The organism is Streptomyces sp. NPDC024555, assembly GCF_055559335.1.
This window is the reverse complement of record NZ_JBVHKV010000001.1, coordinates 548,554-573,431: the sequence shown is the minus strand read 5'-3', so window position 1 is coordinate 573,431 and position 24,878 is coordinate 548,554. Positions and strand designations below refer to the sequence as shown.

Below are 24,878 nucleotides of genomic sequence, written 5' to 3'. Positions count from 1 at the left end.
GGGAGACCGGCGGGCCAGCTTGGCCATGTAGGCGCCGCTGAAGATCCACTCCTGATGCCTCAGCTCGAGAAAGTTGGGCCAGCAGTCCCGCGCAGGCGTCAGCCATCGCGTCGCCCACCAGCTGCGCGACTTCGGCGGGGGGCGAGGGCTGCCAGTCGGCTCCGGTTTCCGTCATGCTCTAGCGATCCGGCTCTCAACGGGACGCACTACCGCCCCGAACCTTCGTCGCATCTGTTCGACGGCTTCGAGCGTGGCAACAGCCTTCTGTCTGTCACCGATTCGGTGATATAGGTCGGCGGCGAGTTCCAGGTCCTCCAGGGCCTCGGTGTTGCGGCCTACCTGGAAAAGTGCAGACGCGAGGCTGCCGAGCTCAACTGCCAGACCGTGATCGTCCTTGCCTTTGAGGAATGCCTCCAGGGCGAGGGTATGCAGCCGTACAGCCTTGCTCCACCTCCCTTGCTGCTGGCGTACGAGGGCCATGTTGCCCAAAGTCATCGCTTCACTGCGGAAGTCACCCAGCTGCCGAAAGGTGTTCAGCGCTTCCTGCTGAGCGGCAAGAGCCGCGTCGAACTCCCCGAGCATGCTCAGCGCATTGGCGAAGTTGGACAACTCGACTGCCCTCTCATGAGGCATGAACAGACCGTCGGGCATGTCGAGCGCGCGCTTATGCAGTTCCAGGGCCTGCTCGGCTTTCCCGTCATCGCGCGTCGCCTTGGCTAGGCCGCCCAGGGCGCGAGCGTAACTGCGTAGGTCACCCTGTTTCCGGAAGATCTTCGCAGCCTTACGGAAGGCATGCGAAGCCTCCTCCAGACGGCCCCGCTCGGTCAATGTCTCGGCGGCGTTGCTCAGAGCATGTGCCGCTCCGATCCTGTCACCGGCGCGCTGGAACAGCCGTGCAGCTTGGTTATGGGCCGCCACTGCCTGCTTGAACTTGCGCTGCTCGTGGAGCGAGAGTCCCAGGTTGTTCAGCGCGCCGGCCAGGGCTCGGCGCTTCATCAGGGCCCTGCAAATCTCGATGACCCGGTGGTGCGTGCGAACAGATTTGCGCAGCTTGTGCATGTTGCGAAACACCTCTCCGAGAGCGCTCAGCAGAGACGCCTCACTGGAGCTGTCCTTTCGCCTTCGCGCCGACCGGATCCCCGCCACCAGCACCGCCCGGGCGTCGTCCAAGTACCGCGCTTCTCCCAGGAATTGCGAGACGGGCACAGCCAAGGCCACACACGTCAGGTCGTCTTCGGCGGCATGAGCCCATCTGACAGCAGCGACCAAGTTGTGTCGCTCGGATTCCAGCCACTTCAGCGCCGATGCCCGATCGAGGAAGAGTGGCTCGGGCGTCCTCTCGGGTCGCGATGCTGGGGCGAAGAGCCTTTCGAATGCCCAGGAGGCCGTTTGGTGAAAATGAATGAGCAGACGCACAAGGTTCTCGCCCCACGAGTCGTCGCCCGATATGAGCTGGTCCCGGGAGTAGAGGCGTACAAGACTGTGCTGCTGCCAGCGGCCGTACGGTTCTCGTGGCTCGACCATGTGCCGACGGGCCAGCTCCAGCAGCAGCCGTTCGGTTTGTTTCATGCTCTCGCCGTACAGCTGGGCGGTGGACTCGGTTGAGAAGTCCGGTGCGGGATGCAGAGACATCAGCCGAAAAAGCTTCGCCTGCTCCTTGGTGAGCCTTCGGTAGGACAGGTCGAAGGCTGCGGTCACCGCGCGCTTCTCCCGGCTCAGCATGGCGAGTCGGGAATGTGCGTCCTCAAGGTCTTGGCGGAGCTGGGACAAGCGTCGGGTTGGCACGTCCCCGAGCGAGGACGCCAGGATGCGCAGGGCCAGCGGCAGGCCGCCGCACAAGGCAACGAGCCGGTCGGCGTCATCGGTCTCATCGGCAACGCGCGAGTCCTTGGGCAGTGCCGTCCGGAGGGCTTCATCCAGCAATTCCCTCCCCTCATCGGCAGGCAGTTCTCGCAAGGTCAGGGCAAGTGCATCCAGCTCCGTGAGGGAGTTCCGCGAAGAGACGAGTGTGGCCGTGCTCCCATCGCCCGGCAGGAGATAGCGGAACTTCCCGGTCGCCGGTACATCGTCCAGGACCACGAGTACCCGTCGGCCGGCGGCGGCCAGTGCGCCAAGCGCGGAACGGTAGATGCGTGCGCGGTCCTCAATCCCGGGAGGGATATGTTCCGGAGGGATACCGAGCGCACGCAGGAGGGCACCGAGCGCACGCTTTGGCGACACCTTGCGCTCTGCGTCATATCCGTGAAGGTCAACGAAAAGAACCCCACCAGGGAACCAGCCTTCTTTCCGCAGTGCCCGATGCGCAGCCTGCAGTACGAGTTCGGTCTTCCCCACCCCGGCAAGCCCGGACACCACCGCAGTGCCGACCGATGCTGCCGGCGCCAGGGCCGCAAGTACTTGCTCCAGCTGGGGGCGTCTACCCGCGAAGGTCACCGACTGCCGCGGAAGTCCGTGGAGTGCCGGGTCCGGGCGGTCCGGGAGTGTCAGAGTGACGGTCCGCCCCTGGATGACGACACCGAAGAAGACCCCTCCACTGATGTGGTTCTCGGTGCTGTCCGTCATTCTCCGCCCTGCCTGTGTCGACCGACGGCCCTGCTGAAGGCGAGCGCTTCGGCAGTGGTGAACATGTTCCGATTCTCCTCGGTGACCACATATCCGACTTCGCGCCAGGCCTGGAGGAACGCGGGGTCGATGCCCAGCTCGTCCGCACGCTGCACCATGTCCAAAATCATGCCGTCGAAGTACTCCTTGGTGAGTGGAGTGGGTTCGTCAGCGTCCGGATCGAAGATCAGCGGGTCGCCCGGTCCCGGCTCACGGCCGAACTTTTCTCTGAAGGACCTTATTTGACGTTCCATGCCTTCCCCCAGCACCCGTCCGAGCGCGGTATCGGTCGAGAACCGGACCACGGAGCTGCCGTCCGCGTTCCAGATACGCTCGACAGGACGGTCGGACCGGCGATGCGTGGCAACTGCCCCGCCAGACTTCTGACGGACCTGGTCCAGCACCGCTGCACGCCTCTCGGCCCACCGCTCGCCCGAATCCTCCTGGGTGCCGTCCATGACGTCGGCACTGTCCGTCTCCGCGAGATGGGCGGCACTCTCCTGAGCGGCGGCGCTCAGGCGCATTCTGCTATGCATACCCACCCAGTCCAGCAGGTCCGGGGTGATCTCCGCGCTCAGTGTGGACACCTTGGGGATGCCCAGTTCGAAGGCCAGGCGCGGCAGCGCGAGACCGGGAGAGCTGGTCCACAGCAGGGCATCCGAGGGGATCGGCTCGGTGAAGGCAGGCAATGCGAAGAGGCACCCAAGGGTGTCGGTGGAGGACATCTCCATTTCAGGGGCGACCAAGAGGGTGTCGAGCACCGGTACCAGCATCGACTCCTCATCCAGGGAGAGAGCCCATGCCTCGGCATGTTCCCCCATGTCCGACAGCGGCTCACCGGGCTTTGTCAGGAGCACTGCGTACAAAGCCGGCAGGAGCATTGCGGATTCCTCCTTCACCAGCAACCCGGCTTCTTGGAATCGGCGCAGCCCATCGCGGAGCACGGCACACGGCGTGGCGTCAGCCCACGTCTCCTCCGCCCGATCCTTCCAGAATCGCTTGACCAGCTTCTTCACGTCTCGCGGCGGATCGGAGAGCTGCAAGTCCAAAGACGGCCCCCGGACCGCGCGGCAGTCTTGGAGCGCTGACACAGGGAGCAGCCTTCGGGGCAGGTGGCGTTGGTCGAGTCCGGCCGTTTCAAGCCTGCCCGTGAGGGCCAGCATCAGTTCCCGATCATCTACAGGAAGCCCCAGTTCCGCGCTGGTCGAGACGACTTCTCGTACGAAACGCTGCACACCCTTCCCGTGCACGGTGCCACGCAGAAGCCGGAGCCACGCATCGCGCGCGTTGGCGAACTCGAACTCATTCCGAAATTTCGCAGGCCAAACCGTTCCTAGAAAGAGAAGATCCAGTGGGTCCATCTCCTGGTGCCAGTCCGGGGCAGACCCCTCCTGCTGGGCATATCCCAACCCCCCGTACCCGAACGCATAGGCACCAGCCAGGCTGAGTTTCCCCGGCGCATTCAAGCGCAACAGCCTCTCTAGAGCCGCTTCGCCGAGTGCGTGCGGTTCACCACCATGTGCGCTTTCGATCGAGGGGGCCGACGCCCCACTCCGTACTCGCTGATTCTGCTTCTTCCTCGAAGCCTTTCCCATTCTCTCCTCCTGCACCCAAGGGTGACGCATCGCGCCAGGCTCAACACGTCATTTCCTGGAAACCCTGGTCAACGAGCTGCGATTGCTTGATCGCAGCGGACCCGGCGGAGCAGCAGGGGCTGACTCCGCCACGAGGCAGGCACGGCAGCGGTACGAGTCCGCCCCAGGCAAGGAGTCGGCGCGGCGGTTGCAGTTCTGGCCGCATTCATCGCTCTACCACACCGCACTGAAGGCTTGGAAAGCAACTGGTTTGGGGGAAGCGCCTAGGTTTGACGGCGAACAAACCTGGCCAGGCCATGGGAAGCGAGGCCAACACACATCTTCGACATCACCGCCGTTTACCGATCCTGATCAAAATTCGGCGAGAGAGTTTCGAACGCCTCGCAGAGCTTTATCCCCAATAGCTATTCTCCCGCCTCGACATGACCTCTACCACCATTTGCGTGAAACGCTCCATTCTCCACATCGTCGGGGTGTAGAACCAGATCAGGAATGTTAAGCATCTGCATAAGGGACGAGACTGCCACCACCCTCTGCCCTCCCACCCACATCACACGAAATGGACTGGCGTCGTTCCGAGACCTCCGAGAAGCCTGCGCCTCTGATAGCCCTACGACTTTCACGGCCTTCTTGTATGCGAGGCGCTGTGGAAGCAATTCCGAAAAGCGGTAATAGATATTCTTGCCGTCAACCCATGAACGACCCACTTGAGCAGGCGTGATGACCGGGGATTTAGCTAGACGCTGCCCACCCTCTCGGATCTTTTTGTGGAATTCCTTCACATGACCCATGGCATTCATCCGATACAGCAGCGCTCCGACTCGCTCGCCGCGGATCCTTTCATTAGCATCCGGATTCAGCATCGAGCCCGATTCGATGATTGACGACGCACGTACTACGCCTCCGCCACCCTGGGAAACTTCTGGATTCCAATAGCCTACATCTTCGACACATCTCTCTTCAGATGAAGACTCCACCAGAGCGCGGGCGCAGTTAAAAGCATGCTTCATCATGCCATCAAGCAACTTGTTCGAGGTTTCACCCGCCGGCGCCTCACTCCATCTCTTAAGCAGACCTTCCACCATCGCCGATTTAACATCGGAAATTTCATAATGCCACGTCCTGGCGAGGTCCCGGGCCCAGCCGTCAAGATTGCTCGCAACCAAATCCAGAGCAATCAGAAGCCACTTCTCCCGCTCTTTTTCGTCGCCCTCTTTTGCCAGAGTGACAATCGACTCCCACGTGCGCATACTTGATTTTGTTCTCCCGCGACCCAGACGAACCCGATCGCGAAGTTCCCGATACGTCAGATGCCTTTTTACCGTACACATTTCGACATTACCGATGTGTGCACAGACGGGCCCTTCACCAAAGTTGCGCAGGGACTGTTCAGCGATGGCAGCAAAAATATTGGACATCAATATCCTCTCGCAACCAATCGAGTCCCGAGAAGATTACTATGAGATCTTCCGATACTCATTTCGATCGTACGGGTTAGCCCGATCGAATGAATTTAGTTTGAATGCTGCGTATATGGGCACCTCTCAGCGCCGAGGCTTCGTACACGGCTATTTCTTGATTGAGGAGGGCCAGTTCCCGTGCTGGCCCTTTACGGACACTGGCCCCTCAGGTTGTGGTCGTCGGTGGCTCTTCGTGTGGCTAGGCATGGCGAACCGTGGCGATTGGTCGAGCTCGGGCTGTCTGCTTCGGCGTGCGCTGTAAGTTGCCAGGGGTTCGGCTGTGTCTCGCCCTGGCGCCCCGCTCGCCTTGGGTCGGGGTCCGGCGCGGTCGGTGTTCCGATCTCGTCGGGAGTGATCAAGAGACAGGAGCCGGAACGATGGGGCGACCGAAGGGGAGGACGCGGTGCCGACGCCGACGGAGGAACTGGGTCGAGTTGGCGGTCGTGGCCCTCGGTGCGGTCACTGCCATCACGGGGTGTGTCGAGCGGTTCGTGCACTGAATCGCTGATGTGGCCCCGGCCGGTGTGGACGGGCTTGAGTGAGCCCGGCCGCGTAGCAGTCGGCCGGGCTCACTCGGTCCCGCGCGCGAGGCCTGGCTCCGGTGGACGCCGGAGTCGGGCCTTCGTGGCTCGCGCGGAAGTCTCGAAGCAACCTGCTGGCGATGTTACAGCCGACCCATCCGCCCCCGTGGCCCACCAGCCACGTTTCTGCAGGTCAGATGGGTGGCGCGACAGCATGGCACGGCATGGCGGAGGCCAGCGGATCCAGCGGGACCACGGAAGTTTCCGCAGGTGGGCGCGGGTGTGCGGGTGGCGGGAAAGTGCGGCGTGGGGTAGCGAAGGGTGGCGAAGGGTACGCCCGCTCTGTGCGGCCGGGTGCCGGGACAGTTCAGCGCACGAGAATCAGGCCACAGCTGTAGGCCCGCGCATGACCGACACCCTGATGGAGAGCGGCGACGAAGGCTTGGGGATCAGTCACCGTGAACGTGCCCTTGATCTCGGCACGAGCGATGCGCAGGCCCTTGTGCGGGGCCGGGCTGGAGACATTCGGCAGCATGCGCAGGGCAAGCGTCTCGTGGTCGGCATCGGCACCGAGACGTACCACGCCGGTGGTCGAGAGCGTGGGTTCACCGAGGGGTTGGAGACGGTCGGTGAACCACTTCTTGACGTACTCGGGCCGAGTGTGGGGTACGCGGGCTCCTCGGGTCTTGGGGGGTGAGCCGGGCACCGGCGGAAGGTTCCGCATCGGGTTGACGACGGTGCGGAACGCGACGCGGTCGCCCACGCGGAACGTACGGTCCACGGTCAAAGTCTCGGGCCGTTCCGCCCATGCCTTCCAAGGCACCCCGCTCCAGTCGGACGGAACGGAGGACTGGACGACCACGCTGAGGCACGCCTTCCTGAGGTCGACCGCCCAGGTGGACAGGATGCCCATCTGGGCTCGCGGGTCGGGACTGCCGTCGTCCACCCAGCCGGGGAATCCGCGCATCACGGTGCGGTGCATGTCCTGAGCGTCGATGAGTGATCTGGCGACGAAGGGGTGCCGGGCGTCGAAGGCCAGCAGGCTCTGCGTGGCAACGAACCGGGCTGCGCCGTCCGGACCGGAGGGCGCGTGCGAAGAGGCTGCTGTCGGATTCACAGGATGATGTCCCATCCACGGGCATTCGGGCTGATGGTGATACGCCGACGGGTTTCCCAGCGAAGGCTGTGAACAGCGCCGTCCGCGTCGAACCGCACCGGTTGGTCCTGCACGGAAGCTGTTCGGGGCAGCGTCCGCGCGTACGCCGTACCGTCCCCGTGTGAGGTGCGCGGGCTCTCGAACCAGGCCCACCGCCGTACGCCCCCCGTCAGCGCGGAGGTCCGGCTCTCTCCCTCAACAAAGGCGTCCGGAAGCAGGGCATACTCCTCGAACGCTTCCTGCAGACTCCCCGGGACGACTCCCAGGGCGAGGTCACCCGAAGGCGGACACGCCTTGCGTCCGAGCCAGAGGAGGCGTCTGGGGTGTTCCAGGGCGTAGCCGATCCGCTCCAGGAGAGCGGAGTCCGGAGATTCCAGGCCGACGAGGAAAGCCGCGTCGGAAAGGTACCAGCGCTCGGTGACGAGGGCGTGCCTGCGGATTTCCTTGGAGACAAGGGATCCGGACACCGGGTCGGTGGCCACGTACTTAGGCGAGCCGTACCAAGCGGCCAGCTCTGTCCGGCCGAAGGAACCCGGCTCTGTGGCATCCTCCCTGTCCGGCCCGGTCGCCCTGGTGGCCCTCTGATGGTCGGTGAGGAGGTCCCTCGGACGCAGGGGGTAGGTCCCTCCGCCCACGGTGTGGTAGTCCCTGAGAGGAGTGCCGGGGCGGTCGGCCCGCACGCCGAAGAGCACGTCTGCGAGCTCCCCGAGCGGTTCGTCACGGTCGAGTCCGAGAGCTGCGGCGCAGAGACCGATCACACCCGACTTCGTCGGTCGGCTGTGGGTGTCCCGATGGGCGAACCGACCGTTGAGACCCCAGGACTGCAGGGGCCCCGCCAGTCTCATGAGTAGAACGTGGTGGTCGGAGGCCACGGGGTGGCCGGTCACCCGGTGAGCTCCTCGGCCCGAACCACCATCGACACCGATTCCGGCAGGTCCAGTTCGGCGAGGAGCGCGTCGATCTCCGGATCGTAGGTGAGTACCCTCGCCGCACCCAGGTCCTCGCGACGCTCGCTGACGAACGTGTGGTGTCGCAGCAGCCTGCGTACGGCGGCCGGCCCTGCAGGCCCCTCACCGCCGACCGGCAGTGGCCCCTCATCCACCGGGCGCTGAAACGCGGAGGCATAGTTGTACGGGCGCTCACCATCGAAGGCCAGAACGAGCCCCGGCAGTGAACCGGTGGACGCGGTGGAATTCTTCTTCGCCTCCGGGAACGCCTCGACAAAGGAGTTCACGAACTCCTTCTCCGCGTCCGCCGCGATCTGCTCCGCCTCGTCCGACGCCATCCCCGCCGCCCGCAGATTGGTGCGCAATTGCACACGGTCGAGGACGGCGTGCCGGTAGAACGTGCCGGAGATCAGGGACTGGTAGCCGGTCATGCCGGCTCCCGCGTCGTCGGCACGGTCGAGGAAATCGAGCGCGTTGCGTTTGCGGTCGAGCTTCGCGTCGTCTGCCGCGGCGTAGAAGTCCTCGATCTGTTCGGACTCGTGAACGGTGAAGGCGTGGCCGGTCTGAACGGCCCCGTCGACGTTGGGGGAATCGGGGATCTCGGCGAGAAAGCGACCGTACAGGGCGATGTCCACGGCGTCCCGGGGCGCCAGCGCCAGCAGCACGGCATCGCGCGTGGCCCGGGGCAGCGGAGGCGGGGGAACAGCTCGGGCGGCAGGGGTGTCCGCCCCACTCCTCGACTCCGCGTCGGCGTCGGCGGGCGTCGGCCCTGACTTCTTCCGGGCTGCGGCACGGGCCTTCTTCTGCGCCTCGACACGGGCCCGCTCCCGGGCCTGGGCGTCCAGGTACTGGTCCCGCCACTCCTCGACCTCTACCGCCTGTCCGGCGATGTGCTCCGCGATCCTGGAGGCCGCGTCGGAAGGCGCGAACACGAGCACCTTCGTCAAGTTGGCCACGGTCTTCTTCTGCACATCACCGAACTTGAGGCCGCACGCCTCCATGACCGCCCGCGTCGTGGCCAGGGCCCGCTCGGCCTCCCAGCCATATGCCGATTCGAGTTCGCTGCCGGCCAGCAGCGCCCATTCCCTGGTGCGTACGCCCATGCTCCGTCCACCCAGGGCTCCGCGACCGGTGTTGGCCCGGTTCCGGGCGTGGACCCGCTCGGCCCGCCTGCGGGCCTGGCTGGTGATCATGTGGCGCTCCACCCCGCCGAAGACGAGGGTCTTGGGCTGGCCGTTCTCGTCCCGGACGGGGAGGACGGCCGCCAGGGTCTCGATGAGATGGAGGGAGAGGAACTGCTTCCCTGAAGGCTCGGTCACGAGGGGATGTCCTTCCGCGTTTCTGTCACGTTCGCTGCTTTCCAGCCGTGCGTCGGTGGCGTGTGGAACTCGACCGACCAGCGATAGGCGACGCGGGCCGTGCGGTCGTTCCACGTGATGAGATCCTCGGTCAGATCGGTCCAGGACGGTGGGGCCTGCTCACAGGACCGCAGCCGGACGACCGCGTGCTGAAGATGTCGCCAGGGGATGCGTCGGCTGGCGACCACCCGGTCAAGCAGTCGTTGCGCACCCGGATTGTCCGGCCCGCGCCCCGTACCGTCCCCGATCCGACGCGCGGCCGCACCGAGGCTGCCCTTCCCGTACGAAGGAATGGAGCGTCCCTGGTGGTAGACCGCGAACAGAAAGGCGACCTGTTCGAAGAGGTCACGGTGCCCGTCCCCGCCGTGCCAGCCGGCACGGATATGGGCGCCGGTACGGATCCTCGCCCGGCGCAGCTCGGCCAGGGCCCCGTACTCACGGTTGCGCACCAGGCCGACCAGCCAATCGGTGAGCGCTTCGCCGTCGTGCGTGAACCCGTTCGGTTCCTGGTCCGTCCAGGACGGACCCTCGTCGTCATTCATCCGAGATCTCTCCTCGCAGTTCGGCAGGCGCGCGGCTGCCGGTGACGGCCTTCTCGAAGAAGGCCACGGCGGCCGCACGCGCCTGGTGGTTGAGGTCGGAGGGCGGCAGGGTGTCGAGACGTTGCAGCATCTGTATCTGAGCGGTCGAGGCCAGCTCCGCCGCGTACGCGATCAACGGATCCGATACCGGGTCATCGGCTTCGGGTCCGGCCATGACGACCTCGTCGAGCAGTTCGTAGAAGGGCTCCTCCGCTGACGGCCAGAAGGCCCACCTGGCGTCCAGCCTGGCCACCTGGCCCGCTTCGTCCGCCGCGCGCATGGCCGGAAATGCCTTCTCGGCGGCCAGCGTGGCTGCCGTCTTCAGCGCCCACGCCAGATACTCGGCGATCTCGGAACCCCGGCGGGACGCCTTGTAGAGGTGCCGCGCCATGAGCGGCGCGTAGGGATAGGCGCCATGTGTCCACGCGACCGGCAGGGACTTGTTCGCGAGCAGCCCCACGGCCCACAGCTGATACGGGGCGCCCGGCCCCTCCCTCTGGTGCCGAAGCATGCCCAGCCGCGCGTAGAGCCCGCGCTCGGCGTCCTTGACCGCCCCGTAAAGGGCGTGCGCGTCCTGCCAGAGCGCCCGGCTGGGCGACGGCCACAGAGGCTTCAGGCTGCCGCTGGTACCGCTGAACACCGCGTCCTGCAGGTGGATCTCGGGATCGAGCGCCAGGAGCTCACCCGCCCCAATGAGGACCCGGTCGACGGTGATCTCCCCCTGTGGACCACATGCCTGCCGCAGCAGCACGGAACGCCCCAGAGAGCTGTGGAGGTCGGCGGGCCCCTCCGGCACACGCGGCTGGGTCGCACTGCGGAACGTACGTCGTTCCACGCCTCCCGCCATGGTCCAGGACGTGTTGAAGGTACCTTTCGGGCCCCCGGCGGGGTAGAGGTTCAGACGCAGCGTCTCGCCGAGCGTGCCACCCAGCGCGACGACGCGGATCCTGCCGGTGAGCCTGCCGCCGGCCAGGTTGGTCACCTTGGGTCCCAGCCTCGTTCCCGACATCCGGGCCCGCCCGTACGGCCCGTAGACATGCTGTGTGAGCAGTGCCCGGAACGCATCGGCCGCCGGAAGAGGATTGCCCAGTTCCAGGTGGTGGTGGTCGAAGTGCTGGCTGTAGTCACCGGCGTGCTCGATGACCAGTTGGGCCGTGCCGGTGCCGCTCTCGTCGAAGTCGGGCCCGAGATCGCTGTTCTGGCCCAGCGGCGTACACGGATGGAACAGGTCCCAGGCATCGTCCGGCTGGTGTGCCAGCCAGTCGGCGACGGGCGCGAGGGCGTGTCCGTGAACGATCCAGTCGCGCCAGTCGTCGTCCGAGGACGGACAGGTCCCGGAGGCGAAGCAGAGAGCCAGCAGGTACTCGATGAGCGCCACGCCCTCCCCCGGCGATGTCCAGTCGATCGCCGCCAGTTCATCGGCCTGTGCGAACAGTGCACACAGGGAGTGGCATGCGGAGTATCCACCGGCCGTCACCGTCGGGACGCATGGCTGAAACCGGGGGTCCCAGCGCAGTGGGCGGGGTTGGGGCGCGGAAGAGGAAGGCGATAAGTGTGCGGACATTCTCTCCGTCATCAATCAGGCTTCCGTTATACGTGTGGGTGGTTGGACGGAAGGTGCGCTCTCCGGGTTGCAACCCCCGCCTTCGCGGGGCGGCTCGGGCCACGCCCTTGAGCCGGTCATCGGGCTATTCCCGCACCACGCGGGTACCTCCGGTCCCACGACTCCGAGCCCTGGTGACCTCATGCACAACGATCAATCACGAGCCGAGTCAGGGACAAGCCCTTGAGTACGTCATGTTGGAGCAGAAGCCGCGCACTGGAGGGCGCGCCGTCACCGGGCACGCCGGCGCATGAGGATGCCGAGGGTCGCGCGGGCGTCCTTGCGCCGCTCCGGAGCGGCCGCCAGGACGGAGACCAGCGCGACCACGAGCAGGACCATCGAGTAGAGGAGTCCGGCTCCGGCGCTCACAAGCACGGTGTAATGGAACAGTTGGGGAATCACGGGTACGGCCATCCTTCTGTCGGAGCCGGGTAGCGGCTGCTTCGGCGATGGCTCCACAGTCGAGGAAGGCCACGGTGTGCGGCGAACAACGTGGCGGGTCGCGACGCCATTTGCCCAGGTGGGAACCGCGATATCGACACGGGGCACAACGAGTTCCCGACCGTTCCGGAGGAGGGGGCGTCATGTCCGAGACAGAGAGTACGAACCAGCACCGGCTGGCGGTGCGGCTGAAGGGCTTGCGGCAGGCTTCAGGGCTGTCCACGAGGGAACTGGAGCGCCGCCTTGGGATCAGCCACTCCACGTTCCGGAGGTGGTGTGAGGGGCATCCGCCGAAGCACGGCGCCGAGGACGGCTTCTGGGCTCTGGTGCGTCTACTGCGGACCACTGCCGGCACGACGTCACCGAGCGAGGCCGAGCTGGCGGTCCTCCTGACCGGGGCCCGGACGGAGGCGCGGCAAAGCCGGGGCAAGCGATCTACCAGGGCGTGGCAGACGATGGAGGTGCCCAGCCGTCTCATCCAAGTGCACGAGCAGGCCCCGCAACCCGGATCGTACGGAGCGCAGAACCGGGCCGGGGAGCGCGCGGCCATGAACGCGTTCGTCGCCGACAGGAGCCGGGAGGCGCCTCGCTACCTGTGCTGGCAGGCAGACGGGCCGGTGGGGAAGACCGCTCTGCTCGCGGACTACGTGCGGCGACGGCCGCCGAGGGACGTCGACGTCCTCACCTACTTCGTCACGGCTGACCCTGGCGATCCACCCGACGGCCGGGAACGGTTCGAGAAGGAGCTGAACCGTCAGATCTGCGCGTTCCTGGGAGCGGAACCAGCTGACAGCCCGGTTCCTGTACGTGAGTGGAAGCACCGGTTCGCGCGGGCTGCCGAGAAGAGCGCGGCCCATGGGCGGATGCTGCTGCTCGTGGTGGACGGACTCGACGACGACCCGGCCTGGTCCTCCGCCAGGGGCGGCGGCATGTCGGCGTGCGGAAGCATCGCGGCGCTCCTCCCCGCCCCGCCACCGCCCGCGATGCGGGTCATCGTGTCCGTCCGGCGGCGAACCCGGTTACCCGACGATCTGCCGACGCGGCACCCGCTGCGACACAGGGCTCAGACACGGACGCTCCTCCCCGTCCCCGGAGTCCCCCCGCTGCGAGTACCTCCGCCGGACCTCACCTCTCTGGGACGCACCGTCGCCGGTCTGCTCGCCACGTCGCACGGCGGGCTGCGCGCCGCGGACCTGGCGCAGCTGACGAGTCTGCCCGAAGAGCACATCGAACGCCTGGTGAACGGTCCGGCAGGACGGGCGCTCGCCCTGGACGATCCGGTGCTCGGGACGTACGCCCTGGCCGAGCCCGACCTCGTCCGCGCGGTTCGCGAGAGCGCGGGGAAGGACAGTCTCGGCCGGCACACCCGCGCACTCGACGCCTGGGTGCTGCGGTGGCGCGAGGCGGGGTGGCCGCCGGACACACCGCCCCACCCCTTGGCGCTCCGACTGGGCGTGCTCACGGACGCCGCCCAACGCGTCGACTACATCCTCGACATGGCCCGACTGCGCCGGCTCACGCATGGCTCCGGTCCCGCTGCGGCGATCTCCCAACTCGACGCGCTGGACGAGGAGATTGCGCACGAGCAGCGATTCACGGCCGACGGTCTGGCCGCGCTGGTGCCGCGCGCCGCCGCGCGGCACCAGCTGCGAGAGAAACTCAGGGAAGTACCCGACGGAGCGCCGCCCCTCCTCGCGCGGCTGGGTGACGCGGCACGCGCACGCGGGCTCGCGCGTTCCGCTCCGACGCCGTCCACGTGCGCCGTCCACCTGGCGGAGATCGCGGTCGAATCGGCGTACGCCGGGCGGGAGGACGTGGACACCCTCGTCGCCGAGGCCGTCGGGCAGCTGGCATGCGACCGCACGGACCCGTTGCCGGACGCCCCGGCCGCTTCCTCCTCTGCGTACGCACGGATCCTGGGCGCCGCACGCGTACTGGCGGGACTCCAGCGGCCGACCGCCGCACGGTCGCTCGCCCGCGCGGTCGTCCAGCACCCCGCCGTCGGCATCGACTCACTCATCGGGGCGACGGAGCTGCTCGACGTAGTGCATGACGTCGACGTCATCGATGTGCTGCGCGACCGTGCCGAGACACTCAGCGCCGGAGGCACTCTCGGCCGGACGGCCGCAATCGAGCTCTTGGAAGTCTTGGCGCGGTCTTCGCCCGCGGCCCGCAGCTACGCAGGTGACCGCATCGAGGAGATCTGCCAGGAAGTAGGTCCGTCGGACGGGCTGGGGGCGGTCGACGTGCTGGCCAGCGGCGCGTCCGCCCTCGCCGGGCTTCCCGCCAGGCGGCACCGCGCGGCGACTCGCCTGCTGGGGAGGGCGGCGGCCCGGATGGCGCAGTTCGTCGCCGATGGCGCAGCCGGCATGTCCGCTTCCTCGACCGAAGAGGACCGAGCGCGTTTACGGAGGGAAGTGGCCGGATCTCTCAGCCGTCTGGCGCGGGCCGTGATCGACACCAGAACCGTAAGTGGGGATCTCACCGCCTTCGCGCTTCTCCTCGATTCCATGCCGGAGCAGTTGCTGACCGGATTCCTCGACGACTCCACCCGCGACCGCGCGGATTGCCTGCTTGCCACAGCAGTGAAGCGCTTTGAGCGCGAGCAGGCGGAAGCGGGCGCCGCCGCCAGAAACGACCTGAACGCGCAACGCAGGGAGATGGACCGTCGCAACGCCGAGGCCAGGAAGAAGATGAGGCGGAAGGGGAACCGGCTCGCCGTCCGGACAGAGAGCGGCACCGCGCCGGAGCCCGTGCGGAACGCCGCACATCCGAAGGCTCCGCGTCGCACCACCGGACTGCCCGTAGCGGCTGACGGTCCGCGCGATACAGACCCCCGCCCTCTGATTCTGTTGCGGGAGGCGGAGGATCTGTTCCACACCGGTGACCATCTGCGCAGCCGCGATGTACTGGAGGAAGCTCTCAGGGCCGCGCCCGATTCCTCGGTGAGCTCCCGTCTCCGGCAGTCCCCGGGATCCGGTCGCTGGACCACTGATCTGTGCCAGGCCCTGGGTGAGATGGGCGAGTTCACCGCAGGGGCGGATCTCGCCACAGACCGGCCCTGCCCGCTGGACCGTGCACGGCATCTCGCGGCTCTGTCCCTCGGTTGCTCGCTCGCCGGTCATGACGCGCCCGGTCTGCGATACGGCGACGAGGCACGACGTCTCGTGCCGGAGTCCGGCGAACCGGACCTGGCCAACCTCGTGGCCCAGGCGCTGGCCCACGCCGGCGACGGGCAGACCGCCGCCGCCCTGGTGTCGGGAACCTCCGCCGCGCGGAGGAGGCAGGCATCGGCCGCTGTCGCCACCGGTCTCGTCCGCCACGACCCCGCGGGGGCCGCGCGCCTCGTCGCACCGATCGTGGCGGCCCTGTCCCGGGGGATCGGTACTCCGGGCCGGCCGTCGGCCCTTCCCGTACTGCCCGAACTGGCCGCGCTGCTCCTCTCCTTCCCCGACGTGCACACCCCGGATCCACGACTGCGGGACGCGCTGGTCAAGGCCGTGGAGCAGTCCGTCGGCGCAGCGTCACCGGAAAAGGCGTCGACGATGGCCGTGCTGGCGGTTCTGATACGGCTCGGATGCCTCCCGGACGAGGTGTCCGATCGTGCGACCGCCAGGACGGACCATTGGCGCGGCACTCTGCGCCCCGGGCCGCACTCCTGCCCGGAAGTGGCACTGCTCGCCGCCGTGGAAGGCGACACCGCCGCATCGCTCCGTACAGCTGAGGCCCTTCGCACCCCGGACGAACGCTCGCTCGCGCTCGCCGCCATCGCCACCCATCTCAGCGGAGCCCCAGTCGTGCTGAACCCCGTCCCTGCCTCGGCCGACCGGGTCGTCCGCGTCTGCCTGGCTCTGGCGGATACAACGGTGCGAGTCGACCCCACCGCGCGGAAGGCCGCTCGCAGAACCGTGCATCGACTGGCGCATTCGGAGGCGTGGTTCCGCACGGTGCCGCTGCTCCCACGGCTCGCTCCTGGTGCAGTGGGCCGTCTGGCCACGATTGTGCGTGAGTCCGCCCGGCCCGTCTGAAAGGCCGTTGTCCGGGTCGTGTTCACGGGAGGGTGGACACCCACCGCTTCTCCCGGTCGCGCCCTCGGTGAAACGCTTCCGTTGCCCACAGCAAGGCAACCCGAGCCCAGTAGTGCGCCACCCGGAGCGGCCGGAGTTCACGATTCCTTCACGTGGAGTTCACTCGGCCGCTACCGTGCTTCTCGTGTGCAGCGGGTGGCGCTGTGTCACGGAGCAGGATGCTGCCGCTGCCAGGGTGTGCCCGGACGCGGCCGCGCGTCCGGGGTGGGGGATCGCATGCGGGAGATGACCAAGGGTGCCAACGTCGGGCTGGCGGAGCTCAGTGACGAGGCCGGGGCGGTCGTCGCGAGTCTGAGCTGGAGCAGTTCGGCGGGGGACGGGGACGCCGATGTGTCGGTGCTGTTGCTCGACGCGGACGGGAAGGTCCGCTCGGACGCCGACTTCTTCTTCTACAACCATCCGGCGGCTGCCGACGGCAGTGTGCAGCTACTGGGCAAGACGCCCACGGCCAGTGGCAGCGAGGACCGGATCAGCCTCGATCTGACCGCCGTTCCGGACGACGTCGACCGCCTCGTCGTCGCCGCCAGCCGCTACGGCGGGGCGCACTTCGGGGAGTTGGACGATCTCCGTATGACCGTTGCCGACCGCACCGGGGAGCTTCTGCTCGGGTTCTCCATCCCCGAGGCCGGGGAGGAGAGCGCGTTCCTGTTCGGTGAGCTGTACCGGCGGGGCGCCGAGTGGAAGTACCGGGCGATCGGGCAGGGGTACGCGACCGGGCTGGCCGGTCTCGCCACCGACTTCGGGATCGATGTGGATGACGAAGGGGAGGGCGGGGAGGAAGGAGAGGGAGACGGAGGGGGAGATCGTGTTGTCGGTGTTGTGCCGTCGCCTCGGGTGGAGCCGTCGCCTTCCGCGCCCGAGCCCGTCGCCGTCGAGTCGTCCGCCCAGCCCCTCGCCGTCGAGTCCCCCGCCGCCGCTTCCGTGCCCGCCGCCCCGCCCAAGCGGGCGCGAGGGCCCCGTACGGCGAAGAAGAAGGTGACGCTTCCGGCCGTGGTCAGGAAGTCGCTGGCGGAGAACGACTCCTGGCACGATGCGCGGCTCTTCCCCGCGCCGTCGCTCAAGAGCGACAAGGAGCGCGAGGTGCGGGCCACTTCGGTGCTGCTGTCGGTCATGGCGCAGGTGCCGGAGTTCGGGCGGCGGCTGACCGCCGGGTTCGGGGCGCCGGCCGGGCGGATGCAGACGTTTACGGAGGTGTCGCTCCCCCACGGGGAGACGCCGAAGCGGCCCGACGGCGTCATCCGGGTCGAGCGGGCGGGGAAGCTCTGGACCGCGCTGGTCGAGACGAAGACCAACGGGAACGCCCTCCGTTCCGAGCAGGTGCAGAACTACATGGACATCGCGGCGCGGCGCGGGTACGAAGCCGTGATCACCCTGTCCAACGACGTCGCCCTCGAAGGCAGCCCACTCGTGGACGTCAAGATCGACGGCCGGCGCAAGCACAAGGTCGCGTTGCGGCACCTGTCGTGGGCCGAGGTGACCCACCAGGCGCACATGCTGATCCGGCACGAGGGCGTCGGCAACGCCGCCCACGCGTGGCTGCTCCAGGAGTTGCTGCACTACCTCCAGCACGAGAACTCCGGCTGCCACGGGTTCCAGAACATGGGGCCCTCCTGGGTGCCCGTCCGCAACGGCATCGACGCCGAGACCCTCTGCCAGGGCGACGAGCGCGCGGTCGAGGTGGTCGAGAACTGGGAGCGGCTGATCCGCCAGGTCTGTCTGCGGCTCGGCGGCGAACTGGGCGAGAAGGCGCTCCCCGTCCAGCGGGCCCGGCGCGGCACCACCGCCCAGTCGCGGCGGGCCGCGCTCGCCGACCGGCTCTGCGAGGAGGGGCGGCTCACCGCCGAGCTGCGGGTCGACGGTTCGCCGGGCATCACCCATGTCGTCGCCGACCTGCGGACCGGGAAGCTGCGCACCTCCATGGAGATCCTCCCGCCGGAGGGGGCCTACCCCCTCGTCACGGCCAAGCGGCTGCTCCGCCAGCTGGCCGAGGCACCCGCCGATCTGCACGTCGAGACCCTCCTCGAAGAGCACAGCGGTCCCCGGGGCACCCTGGAGAAGCTCCGGCCCGAACCGGGCGACCTGCTCCCCCGGGACGGCAGCCGCATCACCGGCTTCCGGCTCTCCCTCTTCAAGGGCATGGGCTCCTCGCGCGGCAACGCCGAATCGGGGTTCATCCGCAGCGTCGACGACGCCGTCGGGCGCTTCCACTCCCATGTCGTGGCCCATCTGCCGCAGAGCGGCCGCTGACCGCCCGCCGTTCGCGGACCCCGCTCCCCCGTTCCGGGCGTTCTTACGGGCTCTCGTCGCTTCCCCCGGCGCGGTGCCGGGCGCCGTCGCGCCGCTCCGGCGTCCCCTGTGAGAGCCGCCCGCGCCGGGCGGCCGGAACGAAGGAGCGGAACGTGAAGTACCTGGTGATGGTGCAGGGCTCGCAGGCGGACTACGAGACGATGCGCGGGAATCCGCAGGCCGGCCCGGTGGCCTGGAGCGAGGAGGACGTTCGGGCGATGTTCGACTTCATGGGCGCGCTCAACGACGAACTCACGCGGAGTGGTGAGCTGGTGGACGCCCAGGGGCTCGTCGAGCCCGCGAAGGCCCGGTTCGTCACGGCGGGCGCGGACGGGCGGCCGGTGGTCACCGACGATCCGTACGACAAGGACGAGGTGGTCGTCGCCGGGTACTGGGTGCTCGACTGCGCGAGCCTGGAGCGGGTCACCGAGATCGCGGCGCGCGTCACCCAGTGCCCCGAGCCCGCCGGCACACCCGCGCGGGCCGTCGTCATCCGGCCCATCGGCGACGGCGGAGGCGATGTGTGACGCGTACGGACGAGGCCGGGGTCCGCCGAGGCCGGCCGCCCGTGACGGGCAAACGGCTGCAAACCACCGCATCAGCGGTGATTTCACTGGCCGCGGCACCCCGGGCTCGCAATCATCTGGTCCATGACCGACAGCAAGCAGGGCCCAGACATCACGCTCCGGATCGCCCAGGAGCCGGAGGCGGACGAACTCCTCGCACGCAGTCCGCTGGCCGCCCTCGTGGGCATGCTGCTGGACCAGCAGGTGCCGATGGAGTGGGCGTTCGCCGGGCCGCACGCGCTGGCGCAGCGGATGGGCGGGGACGATCTGGACGCGCACGAGATCGCGGCGTACGACCCCGAGGCGTTCATCGAGCTGTTCACCGCCAAACCCGCCCTGCACCGCTATCCCGGCTCGATGGCCAAGCGGGTACAGCAGCTGTGCCAGTACCTCGTGGCGCAGTACGACGGTGTGGCCGAGGCGGTGTGGACGGGTGCCGGCAGCGGGGCCGACCTGCGCAAGCGGCTCAACGCCCTGCCCGGTTTCGGCACCCAGAAGGCACAGATCTTCCTGGCGCTGCTGGGCAAGCAGTTCGGTGTACGGCCGCCCGGCTGGCGGGAAGCGGCCGGAGCGTACGGGGAGGAGGGCTCGCACCGCTCCGTCGCCGACATCACCGGACCCGAGTCCCTGGCCGAGGTCCGGGCCTTCAAGCAGGAGGCCAAACGGGCCGCGAAGGCGACCAAGGCCGCCGCGAAGACGCGATGAGCGTTCCTCCCGGGTCCGCCCGCCGCCCTCGGGCTCCCCGGACCCGGGGGGGGAGGCGGCGGGCCGGGACGGACCGGGCCGGGGCGGGAAGGGACGGGACGGGCCGAGGTGGGTGACGCGCGGGGCCCGGGGGTGCCAATTCCGGAATCAGTGCATATGCGACCTCTGTACGGCATCCCGGACAGGCGCGCAGTCGCCGTCCATGGCTGCGCCCGGGGGCTCCCGGCCGGTAGGCTTTCCGTGTGATCTTCAAGCGCATCGGAAATGGGAAGCCTTATCCCGACCACGGCCGGGAAAGCACCCGGCAGTGGGCGGATGTCGCGCCGCGCCCGGTCCGCCTCGACCAGCTCGTGACCACCAAGGGCCAGCTGGACCTCGAAACGCTGCTCGCCGAGGACTCGACGTTCTACGGCGACCTCTTCGCGCACGTCGTGAAGTGGCGGGGCGATCTGTATCTGGAGGACGGGCTGCACCGGGCGGTCCGCGCCGCGCTCCAGCAGCGCCAGGTGCTCCACGCCCGCGTGCTCGAACTCGGCTGAGACCCCACGCCGGTGTGTTCGACCCGCACCGGGTTCGTTCGGGTGCTTTCGCACTCGGACGGGTGCGAGCGGTCCATCATTAAATAGGCATCATCACCGGGTCGCACTACGCTGCGCCCATGAGCATGCTCACTCCCCCCGGCATGGGCGGAAAGTACCGCATCACGGGTGACAAGTACCCCCGCATGCGGCGCCCCCGCCGCCGCAGCAGGCTGATCGTCGCGGCCACCGCCTCCGTGCTCGCCCTCGGGCTGGTCGGCTGGGGCTCGCTGCAGCTCATCGACGTCTTCACGGGCGGCGACAAGCAGGCCAGCGCCGCAGACCGCACGACCGACTGCCCCTCGCCCAAGCCGTCCGCGCCCGCGAAGGTCCTCCCGAAGCCCGCGAAGATCACGGTGAACGTCTACAACGCGACGCCGCGCAGCGGGCTGGCCAAGTCGGCGGCCGACGAGCTGAAGAAACGCGGCTTCGCCATCGGCAAGGTCGGCAACGCCACCGACGCCTACGACAAGAAGGTCCCCGGGCCCGGCATCCTGCTGGGCGCGCCGGCCGCCGCCAACGGCACGTTCCCGGTGCTCGGCACGCAGCTGCCGGGGGCGCAGACCAAGACCGACGCCCGGAAGACGGCGGACGTCGACCTGATCATCGGGACGACGTTCAAGGCGTTCAGCACGCCCCAGGCGGCGGCCTCCGCCCTGACCGCCCTGACGAAGCCCGCCCCGGCGCCGTCCGGCTGCTGACACAAGCCCACGGGCCCTCCCGCGCGCCGGAAGGCTGCGCGGGAGGGCCCGTGCGGGTCTGTCGCGGCCGGGTCCTAGTCGACCGTGCCGTACATCCGGTCGCCCGCGTCGCCGAGGCCGGGCACGATGTAGCCGTTCTCGTTCAGCCGCTCGTCGACCGAGGCCGTGACCACGGTGACCGGCGTCCCGGCCAGCTCCCGCTCCATCACCTCGACGCCCTCGGGCGCCGCGAGGAGCACGACCGCCGTGACGTCGTCCGCGCCGCGCCGGATCAGCTCCTGGATCGCCGCGACGAGCGTGCCGCCGGTGGCGAGCATCGGGTCCAGGACGTAGACCTGCCGGCCCGAGAGGTCCTCGGGCATACGGGTCGCGTACGTGGACGCCTTGAGCGTCTCCTCGTCGCGGATCATGCCCAGGAAGCCCACCTCGGCGGTCGGCAGCAGCCGCACCATGCCGTCGAGCATGCCGAGGCCGGCCCGCAGGATCGGGACGACCAGCGGGCGGGGGTACGACAGCTTCACTCCGGTGGTGGCCGTCACCGGGGTCTCGATGTCGACCTGCTCGGTGCGCACATCGCGGGTCGCCTCGTACGCGAGCAGGGTCACCAGCTCGTCGGCGAGGCGCCGGAAGGTCGGGGAATCGGTGCGCTTGTCGCGCAGGGTGGTGAGTTTGTGCGCGACCAGCGGGTGGTCGACGACGTGGATCCGCATGACACCAACAGTAACCGCGCCTCCCGTACCCGTGCGCTGGCATCAACCGCACGTTCGGGGGGAAGGTGGGGGCATACGGACCCAGCCTGGGGGTGATGTGCGGATGCCGGACGGGGCGAGGCGGAAACGGGACGGGCGCGGGACGCCCGACGCGCCCGGTCCGCACGAGGTCCGGGACGCGCCGCGGGCGCGGGACCCGCAGGACCCGCAGGGCTCCGGGGACGCGCCCGAGAGCGACGCGCAGCGCCGTCGGCGGCGCGCCCAGTTCCTCCGCGAACTCCACGAGGCCAAGGCGCTCCGCGACCGGGTCCAGCCGCGCCGGGTCAAGGCCGCCAGAATGCGTCAGGCCATGCGGATGAGGACCTTTCGCTGGTAGCCGCGGTGATCGGCCGGAAACGGCCTGGTGAGGGCCCTGGGGAGAACTGGTGGCCGACGCAACGGCGGAACTGCTCTCGCGAGGCCGAGGTTTCTGCCACGATTCCGATGGGCGGGACGCAGGGCAGCCGGACCACCGACTGCCCTCCCGTCGGACCGACACACCTAGGGCCCTTCGTCCGGAGCGGGCCGGATCGCAGCTCCGGCGGACCCGGCGCGATCCGGACGAGCGACCCTGAGACCAGTGGGAGAGTCACGGTGTACTTCGCCGCACTGCTCGCGCGCACCGAAGACGGGTGGGAAGCGAGCGACACGGAGCTCGACGATGTGGAGACCCTGTCCGATCTGACGGATCTGGCCCGTGATGCCTCGGTGGACGAGGACACGGTGCTCGTCTTCATCGAGCAGGAGGACGCCTGGTTCGGCGTCGTCCGGGTGGACGGTGAGGAGGACCCCCGTATCTACATCTCGGACGCGTCCGCCGCCGCCCGCTCCTCGTACGGGGAGATCCTGCTCACCGATGAACTGCTCGGCCGCGAACCCGGGGCCGAGGACTCGATTGCCGCCCTCGAAGAGCTCGTCGGACTCGACGGTACGGAGGACGGCGAACCCGACACCCCCGACAACGACACCACCGACGACGGACCGGACGACGACGCCGTGCCGACGGGTCCGCTCGGCGACACCGGGATCCTGGCGGACCTCGGTCTCGCGGAGGCGGACCTGCTGACGCTGCGGACGGACGCGCTGACGGAGATCGCGGACGCGCTGGGAGCCGCCGAGGTCCTGGAGACCGTCCGCTAGGGCCTGTCCGGCCGTAACAGCCCCTGGTCAGGCGTTAGGGTCCGCGGGTGACCGATGCTTCCCGCCCGCGCCCGCCGGACCCGGCCGTCCACGATCCCGTACGGGACCCGTGGCGGGCGGCCATGCGCCGTGCCCTGGACGAGGCCGACCGTGCGGCGGCGGCCGGCGACGTGCCGGTCGGCGCCCTCGTCCTGGGCCCGGACGGCAGCGTGCTCGCCACGGGCCACAACGAACGCGAGGCGACGGGCGACCCCACCGCCCACGCCGAGGTACTGGCGCTGCGCCGGGCCGCCGCCGCGCTCGGCGCGTGGCGGCTGTCCGGCTGCACCCTGGTCGTGACCCTGGAGCCCTGCACCATGTGCGCGGGAGCCCTGGTGCAGGCCCGGGTGGACCGCGTCGTCTACGGCGCCCGGGACGAGAAGGCCGGAGCGGCCGGCTCGCTCTGGGACCTCGTACGCGACCGCCGGCTCAACCACCGCCCCGAGGTGATCCACGGCGTCCTGGAGGCCGACTGCGCCGCCCTGCTGACCTCCTTCTTCCGCCACCGCTGACCTGCGTTCCCCGGGCGCCGGGGGTGCTCCGGCGGCCGTGCGGGGGCCGTGCCGGGAATCGGATTTCGGCGGACGGCCGAGATGGTCTAAGCTCTCTCTCGGTAGCGTGTCCGAGCGGCCGAAGGAGCTCGCCTCGAAAGCGAGTGTGGGGAAACTCACCGAGGGTTCAAATCCCTCCGCTACCGCCAGCAAGACGAAGGGCCCGGTCCATCAGGACCGGGCCCTTCGTGCTGTTCCGTACGGGAACCTTCCCGCGGCGATCAGGTCGGGGGAAGCGGCATCGGGGGGACAAGCCGCTTCCCCCGATGAGAACAGGTCCGCCGACGCCCGTCGCGATCAGGGGGGAAGGCCGCGACGTGCGCCCCACAGTGGGGCCTGCTCCGCGCCCTGCGGATTCCTGCCAGGTCCGCCGGGCTCGCTGTCCATCCTGGCGCGCGGAGCCGGGCGCGGGAGGCGGCGAAGGGCCCCGATCCGGGGGCCGATGGTCCCTAAAGACCGGGTGAGTGATCGAAACAACCCCGGTGGATCCGGTCAGGTGTACGGATAGACTCCGCCCGACTGCACAGGGGATCGAAGGGGAGTCAGGGGCTGATGGTGGAAGTCAAGAAGATAGCCCTCTACGCGATCGTCGTCTTCGTGCTCTACACGATCATCAACTCCCCCGAACGGGCCGCGGACCTGGTCCAGGTAGGGTTCGAAGGCGTTTCCAACGCCGCTCAGGGCGTCGGCGACTTCATGTCCGAGCTGGTGAAGTAGGAGAGTCCGCATGATCCGCCACCTGGTGCTGTTCAAGCTGAACGACGGCGTCGAGCGGGACGAGCCGCGGGTCGTGGCGGCGGCGCGGGCCTTCGCGGAGCTGGGTGACCAGGTGCCGGGGCTGGAGTTCTGGGAGTGCGCCTGGAACATCACCGACCGGCCGATCGCGTACGACTTCGCCATCAACTCCGCCGTCGCGGACGAGGCCGCGCTCAAGAGCTACCTGGAGCACCCGGCCCACCAGGCCGCGGCCGGTCAGTGGCGGGAGTTCGCCACCTGGGTGATCGCCGACTACCCGTTCTGACGCCATCGGCCCTGCGAGCCCCCCACCACAGCGGTGAGGGGCTTTTCTTTGTGTTTAAACCGTTGTGCGGTCAACACGGCGCTATGGGGTGCTTGCACATAGTGGGCCTGTCTTGTGATGCTATGACCGCTTTTGACGGATGAGTTGACCGATGTTGACCGCTGAGTCGACCGCAGAGGGGTGGCGTCACC

At 68.5% G+C, this 24,878-nt stretch carries 21 protein-coding genes and 1 tRNA gene; 12 read left to right on the top strand and 10 right to left on the bottom strand.

Annotated elements, in window-relative coordinates; genetic code table 11:
* Positions 1-171: 171 nt before the first annotated feature.
* The 9 genes from ACZ4FH_RS02355 to ACZ4FH_RS02315 form a co-directional block, all read right to left on the bottom strand.
* Positions 172-2,562 (bottom strand): tetratricopeptide repeat protein, encoded by a 2,391-nt coding sequence (locus tag ACZ4FH_RS02355; protein WP_467301682.1) that lies wholly within the window; start codon positions 2,560-2,562, stop codon positions 172-174.
* On the bottom strand, positions 2,559-4,196 hold the full coding sequence (locus ACZ4FH_RS02350) for a hypothetical protein (protein ID WP_467301681.1): 1,638 nt from the start codon (positions 4,194-4,196) through the stop codon (positions 2,559-2,561). The genes ACZ4FH_RS02355 and ACZ4FH_RS02350 overlap by 4 nt, the downstream gene beginning before the upstream one ends.
* A gap of 404 nt (positions 4,197-4,600) precedes the next feature.
* Entirely contained in the window at positions 4,601-5,614 is a 1,014-nt protein-coding gene (locus ACZ4FH_RS02345; RefSeq protein WP_467301680.1) for a hypothetical protein, read from the bottom strand.
* Positions 5,615-6,544: 930 nt separating this feature from the next.
* A complete protein-coding gene (locus tag ACZ4FH_RS02340; RefSeq protein ID WP_467301679.1) occupies positions 6,545-7,294 on the bottom strand; it encodes a type I-E CRISPR-associated protein Cas6/Cse3/CasE in 750 nt (249 codons plus the stop codon).
* On the bottom strand, positions 7,291-8,220 hold the full coding sequence (gene cas5e / locus ACZ4FH_RS02335; protein WP_467301678.1) for a type I-E CRISPR-associated protein Cas5/CasD: 930 nt from the start codon (positions 8,218-8,220) through the stop codon (positions 7,291-7,293). Before cas5e ends, ACZ4FH_RS02340 begins: the two co-directional genes overlap by 4 nt.
* Positions 8,217-9,599, bottom strand: a complete 1,383-nt coding sequence (locus ACZ4FH_RS02330) for a type I-E CRISPR-associated protein Cas7/Cse4/CasC (RefSeq protein WP_467301677.1) — start codon at positions 9,597-9,599, stop codon at positions 8,217-8,219. Before ACZ4FH_RS02330 ends, cas5e begins: the two co-directional genes overlap by 4 nt.
* The gene (gene casB, locus ACZ4FH_RS02325) at positions 9,596-10,180 is read right to left on the bottom strand and encodes a type I-E CRISPR-associated protein Cse2/CasB (RefSeq protein ID WP_467301676.1); all 585 of its coding nucleotides are present in this window, start codon (positions 10,178-10,180) and stop codon (positions 9,596-9,598) included. The genes ACZ4FH_RS02330 and casB overlap by 4 nt, the downstream gene beginning before the upstream one ends.
* Positions 10,173-11,783 (bottom strand): type I-E CRISPR-associated protein Cse1/CasA, encoded by a 1,611-nt coding sequence (locus ACZ4FH_RS02320; RefSeq protein ID WP_467301737.1) that lies wholly within the window; start codon positions 11,781-11,783, stop codon positions 10,173-10,175. The genes casB and ACZ4FH_RS02320 overlap by 8 nt, the downstream gene beginning before the upstream one ends.
* A gap of 270 nt (positions 11,784-12,053) precedes the next feature.
* Positions 12,054-12,191, bottom strand: a complete 138-nt coding sequence (locus tag ACZ4FH_RS02315) for a hypothetical protein (protein WP_467301675.1) — start codon at positions 12,189-12,191, stop codon at positions 12,054-12,056.
* Between the two features lie 215 nt (positions 12,192-12,406).
* Here ACZ4FH_RS02315 and ACZ4FH_RS02310 point away from each other — a divergent pair, with 215 nt between their 5' ends.
* The 6 genes from ACZ4FH_RS02310 to ACZ4FH_RS02285 all read left to right on the top strand — a co-directional run bounded on the left by ACZ4FH_RS02310 (position 12,407) and on the right by ACZ4FH_RS02285 (position 21,187).
* Positions 12,407-16,291, top strand: a complete 3,885-nt coding sequence (locus ACZ4FH_RS02310; protein ID WP_467301674.1) for a helix-turn-helix domain-containing protein — start codon at positions 12,407-12,409, stop codon at positions 16,289-16,291.
* A 276-nt stretch (positions 16,292-16,567) separates the two neighbouring features.
* Positions 16,568-18,598 carry a TerD family protein gene (locus ACZ4FH_RS02305; RefSeq protein WP_467301673.1) on the top strand — a complete coding sequence of 677 codons (2,031 nt, stop codon included), beginning with the start codon at positions 16,568-16,570 and terminating at the stop codon, positions 18,596-18,598.
* 152 nt (positions 18,599-18,750) lie between these two features.
* Positions 18,751-19,164: a YciI family protein gene (locus ACZ4FH_RS02300; protein WP_467301672.1), complete on the top strand. Its 414-nt coding sequence runs from the start codon at positions 18,751-18,753 to the stop codon at positions 19,162-19,164.
* 123 nt (positions 19,165-19,287) lie between these two features.
* On the top strand, positions 19,288-19,908 hold the full coding sequence (locus ACZ4FH_RS02295; RefSeq protein WP_467301671.1) for an HhH-GPD-type base excision DNA repair protein: 621 nt from the start codon (positions 19,288-19,290) through the stop codon (positions 19,906-19,908).
* Between the two features lie 242 nt (positions 19,909-20,150).
* Complete coding sequence (locus ACZ4FH_RS02290; RefSeq protein ID WP_383631910.1) at positions 20,151-20,447, top strand: type II toxin-antitoxin system VapB family antitoxin; 297 nt, start codon at positions 20,151-20,153, stop codon at positions 20,445-20,447.
* 143 nt (positions 20,448-20,590) lie between these two features.
* Complete coding sequence (locus tag ACZ4FH_RS02285; protein ID WP_467301736.1) at positions 20,591-21,187, top strand: LytR C-terminal domain-containing protein; 597 nt, start codon at positions 20,591-20,593, stop codon at positions 21,185-21,187.
* 74 nt (positions 21,188-21,261) lie between these two features.
* Here the strand turns inward: ACZ4FH_RS02285 and upp are convergent, their stop codons facing one another.
* Entirely contained in the window at positions 21,262-21,897 is a 636-nt protein-coding gene (gene upp, locus ACZ4FH_RS02280) for a uracil phosphoribosyltransferase (protein ID WP_467301670.1), read from the bottom strand.
* Positions 21,898-22,000: 103 nt separating this feature from the next.
* Between upp and ACZ4FH_RS02275 the strand changes: the two genes are divergently transcribed.
* The 6 genes from ACZ4FH_RS02275 to ACZ4FH_RS02250 all read left to right on the top strand — a co-directional run bounded on the left by ACZ4FH_RS02275 (position 22,001) and on the right by ACZ4FH_RS02250 (position 24,687).
* Positions 22,001-22,273, top strand: a complete 273-nt coding sequence (locus tag ACZ4FH_RS02275) for a hypothetical protein (RefSeq protein WP_467301669.1) — start codon at positions 22,001-22,003, stop codon at positions 22,271-22,273.
* Between the two features lie 257 nt (positions 22,274-22,530).
* Positions 22,531-23,076 (top strand): tRNA adenosine deaminase-associated protein, encoded by a 546-nt coding sequence (locus ACZ4FH_RS02270; protein ID WP_467301668.1) that lies wholly within the window; start codon positions 22,531-22,533, stop codon positions 23,074-23,076.
* 47 nt (positions 23,077-23,123) lie between these two features.
* On the top strand, positions 23,124-23,627 hold the full coding sequence (gene tadA / locus ACZ4FH_RS02265; RefSeq protein WP_467301667.1) for a tRNA adenosine(34) deaminase TadA: 504 nt from the start codon (positions 23,124-23,126) through the stop codon (positions 23,625-23,627).
* A 100-nt stretch (positions 23,628-23,727) separates the two neighbouring features.
* A tRNA-Ser gene (locus ACZ4FH_RS02260) sits at positions 23,728-23,815 on the top strand.
* A 403-nt stretch (positions 23,816-24,218) separates the two neighbouring features.
* Positions 24,219-24,383, top strand: coding sequence for a hypothetical protein (locus ACZ4FH_RS02255; protein ID WP_383631896.1), 165 nt, complete (start codon positions 24,219-24,221; stop codon positions 24,381-24,383).
* Positions 24,384-24,393: 10 nt separating this feature from the next.
* Complete coding sequence (locus ACZ4FH_RS02250; protein ID WP_383631893.1) at positions 24,394-24,687, top strand: Dabb family protein; 294 nt, start codon at positions 24,394-24,396, stop codon at positions 24,685-24,687.
* Positions 24,688-24,878: the final 191 nt, after the last annotated feature.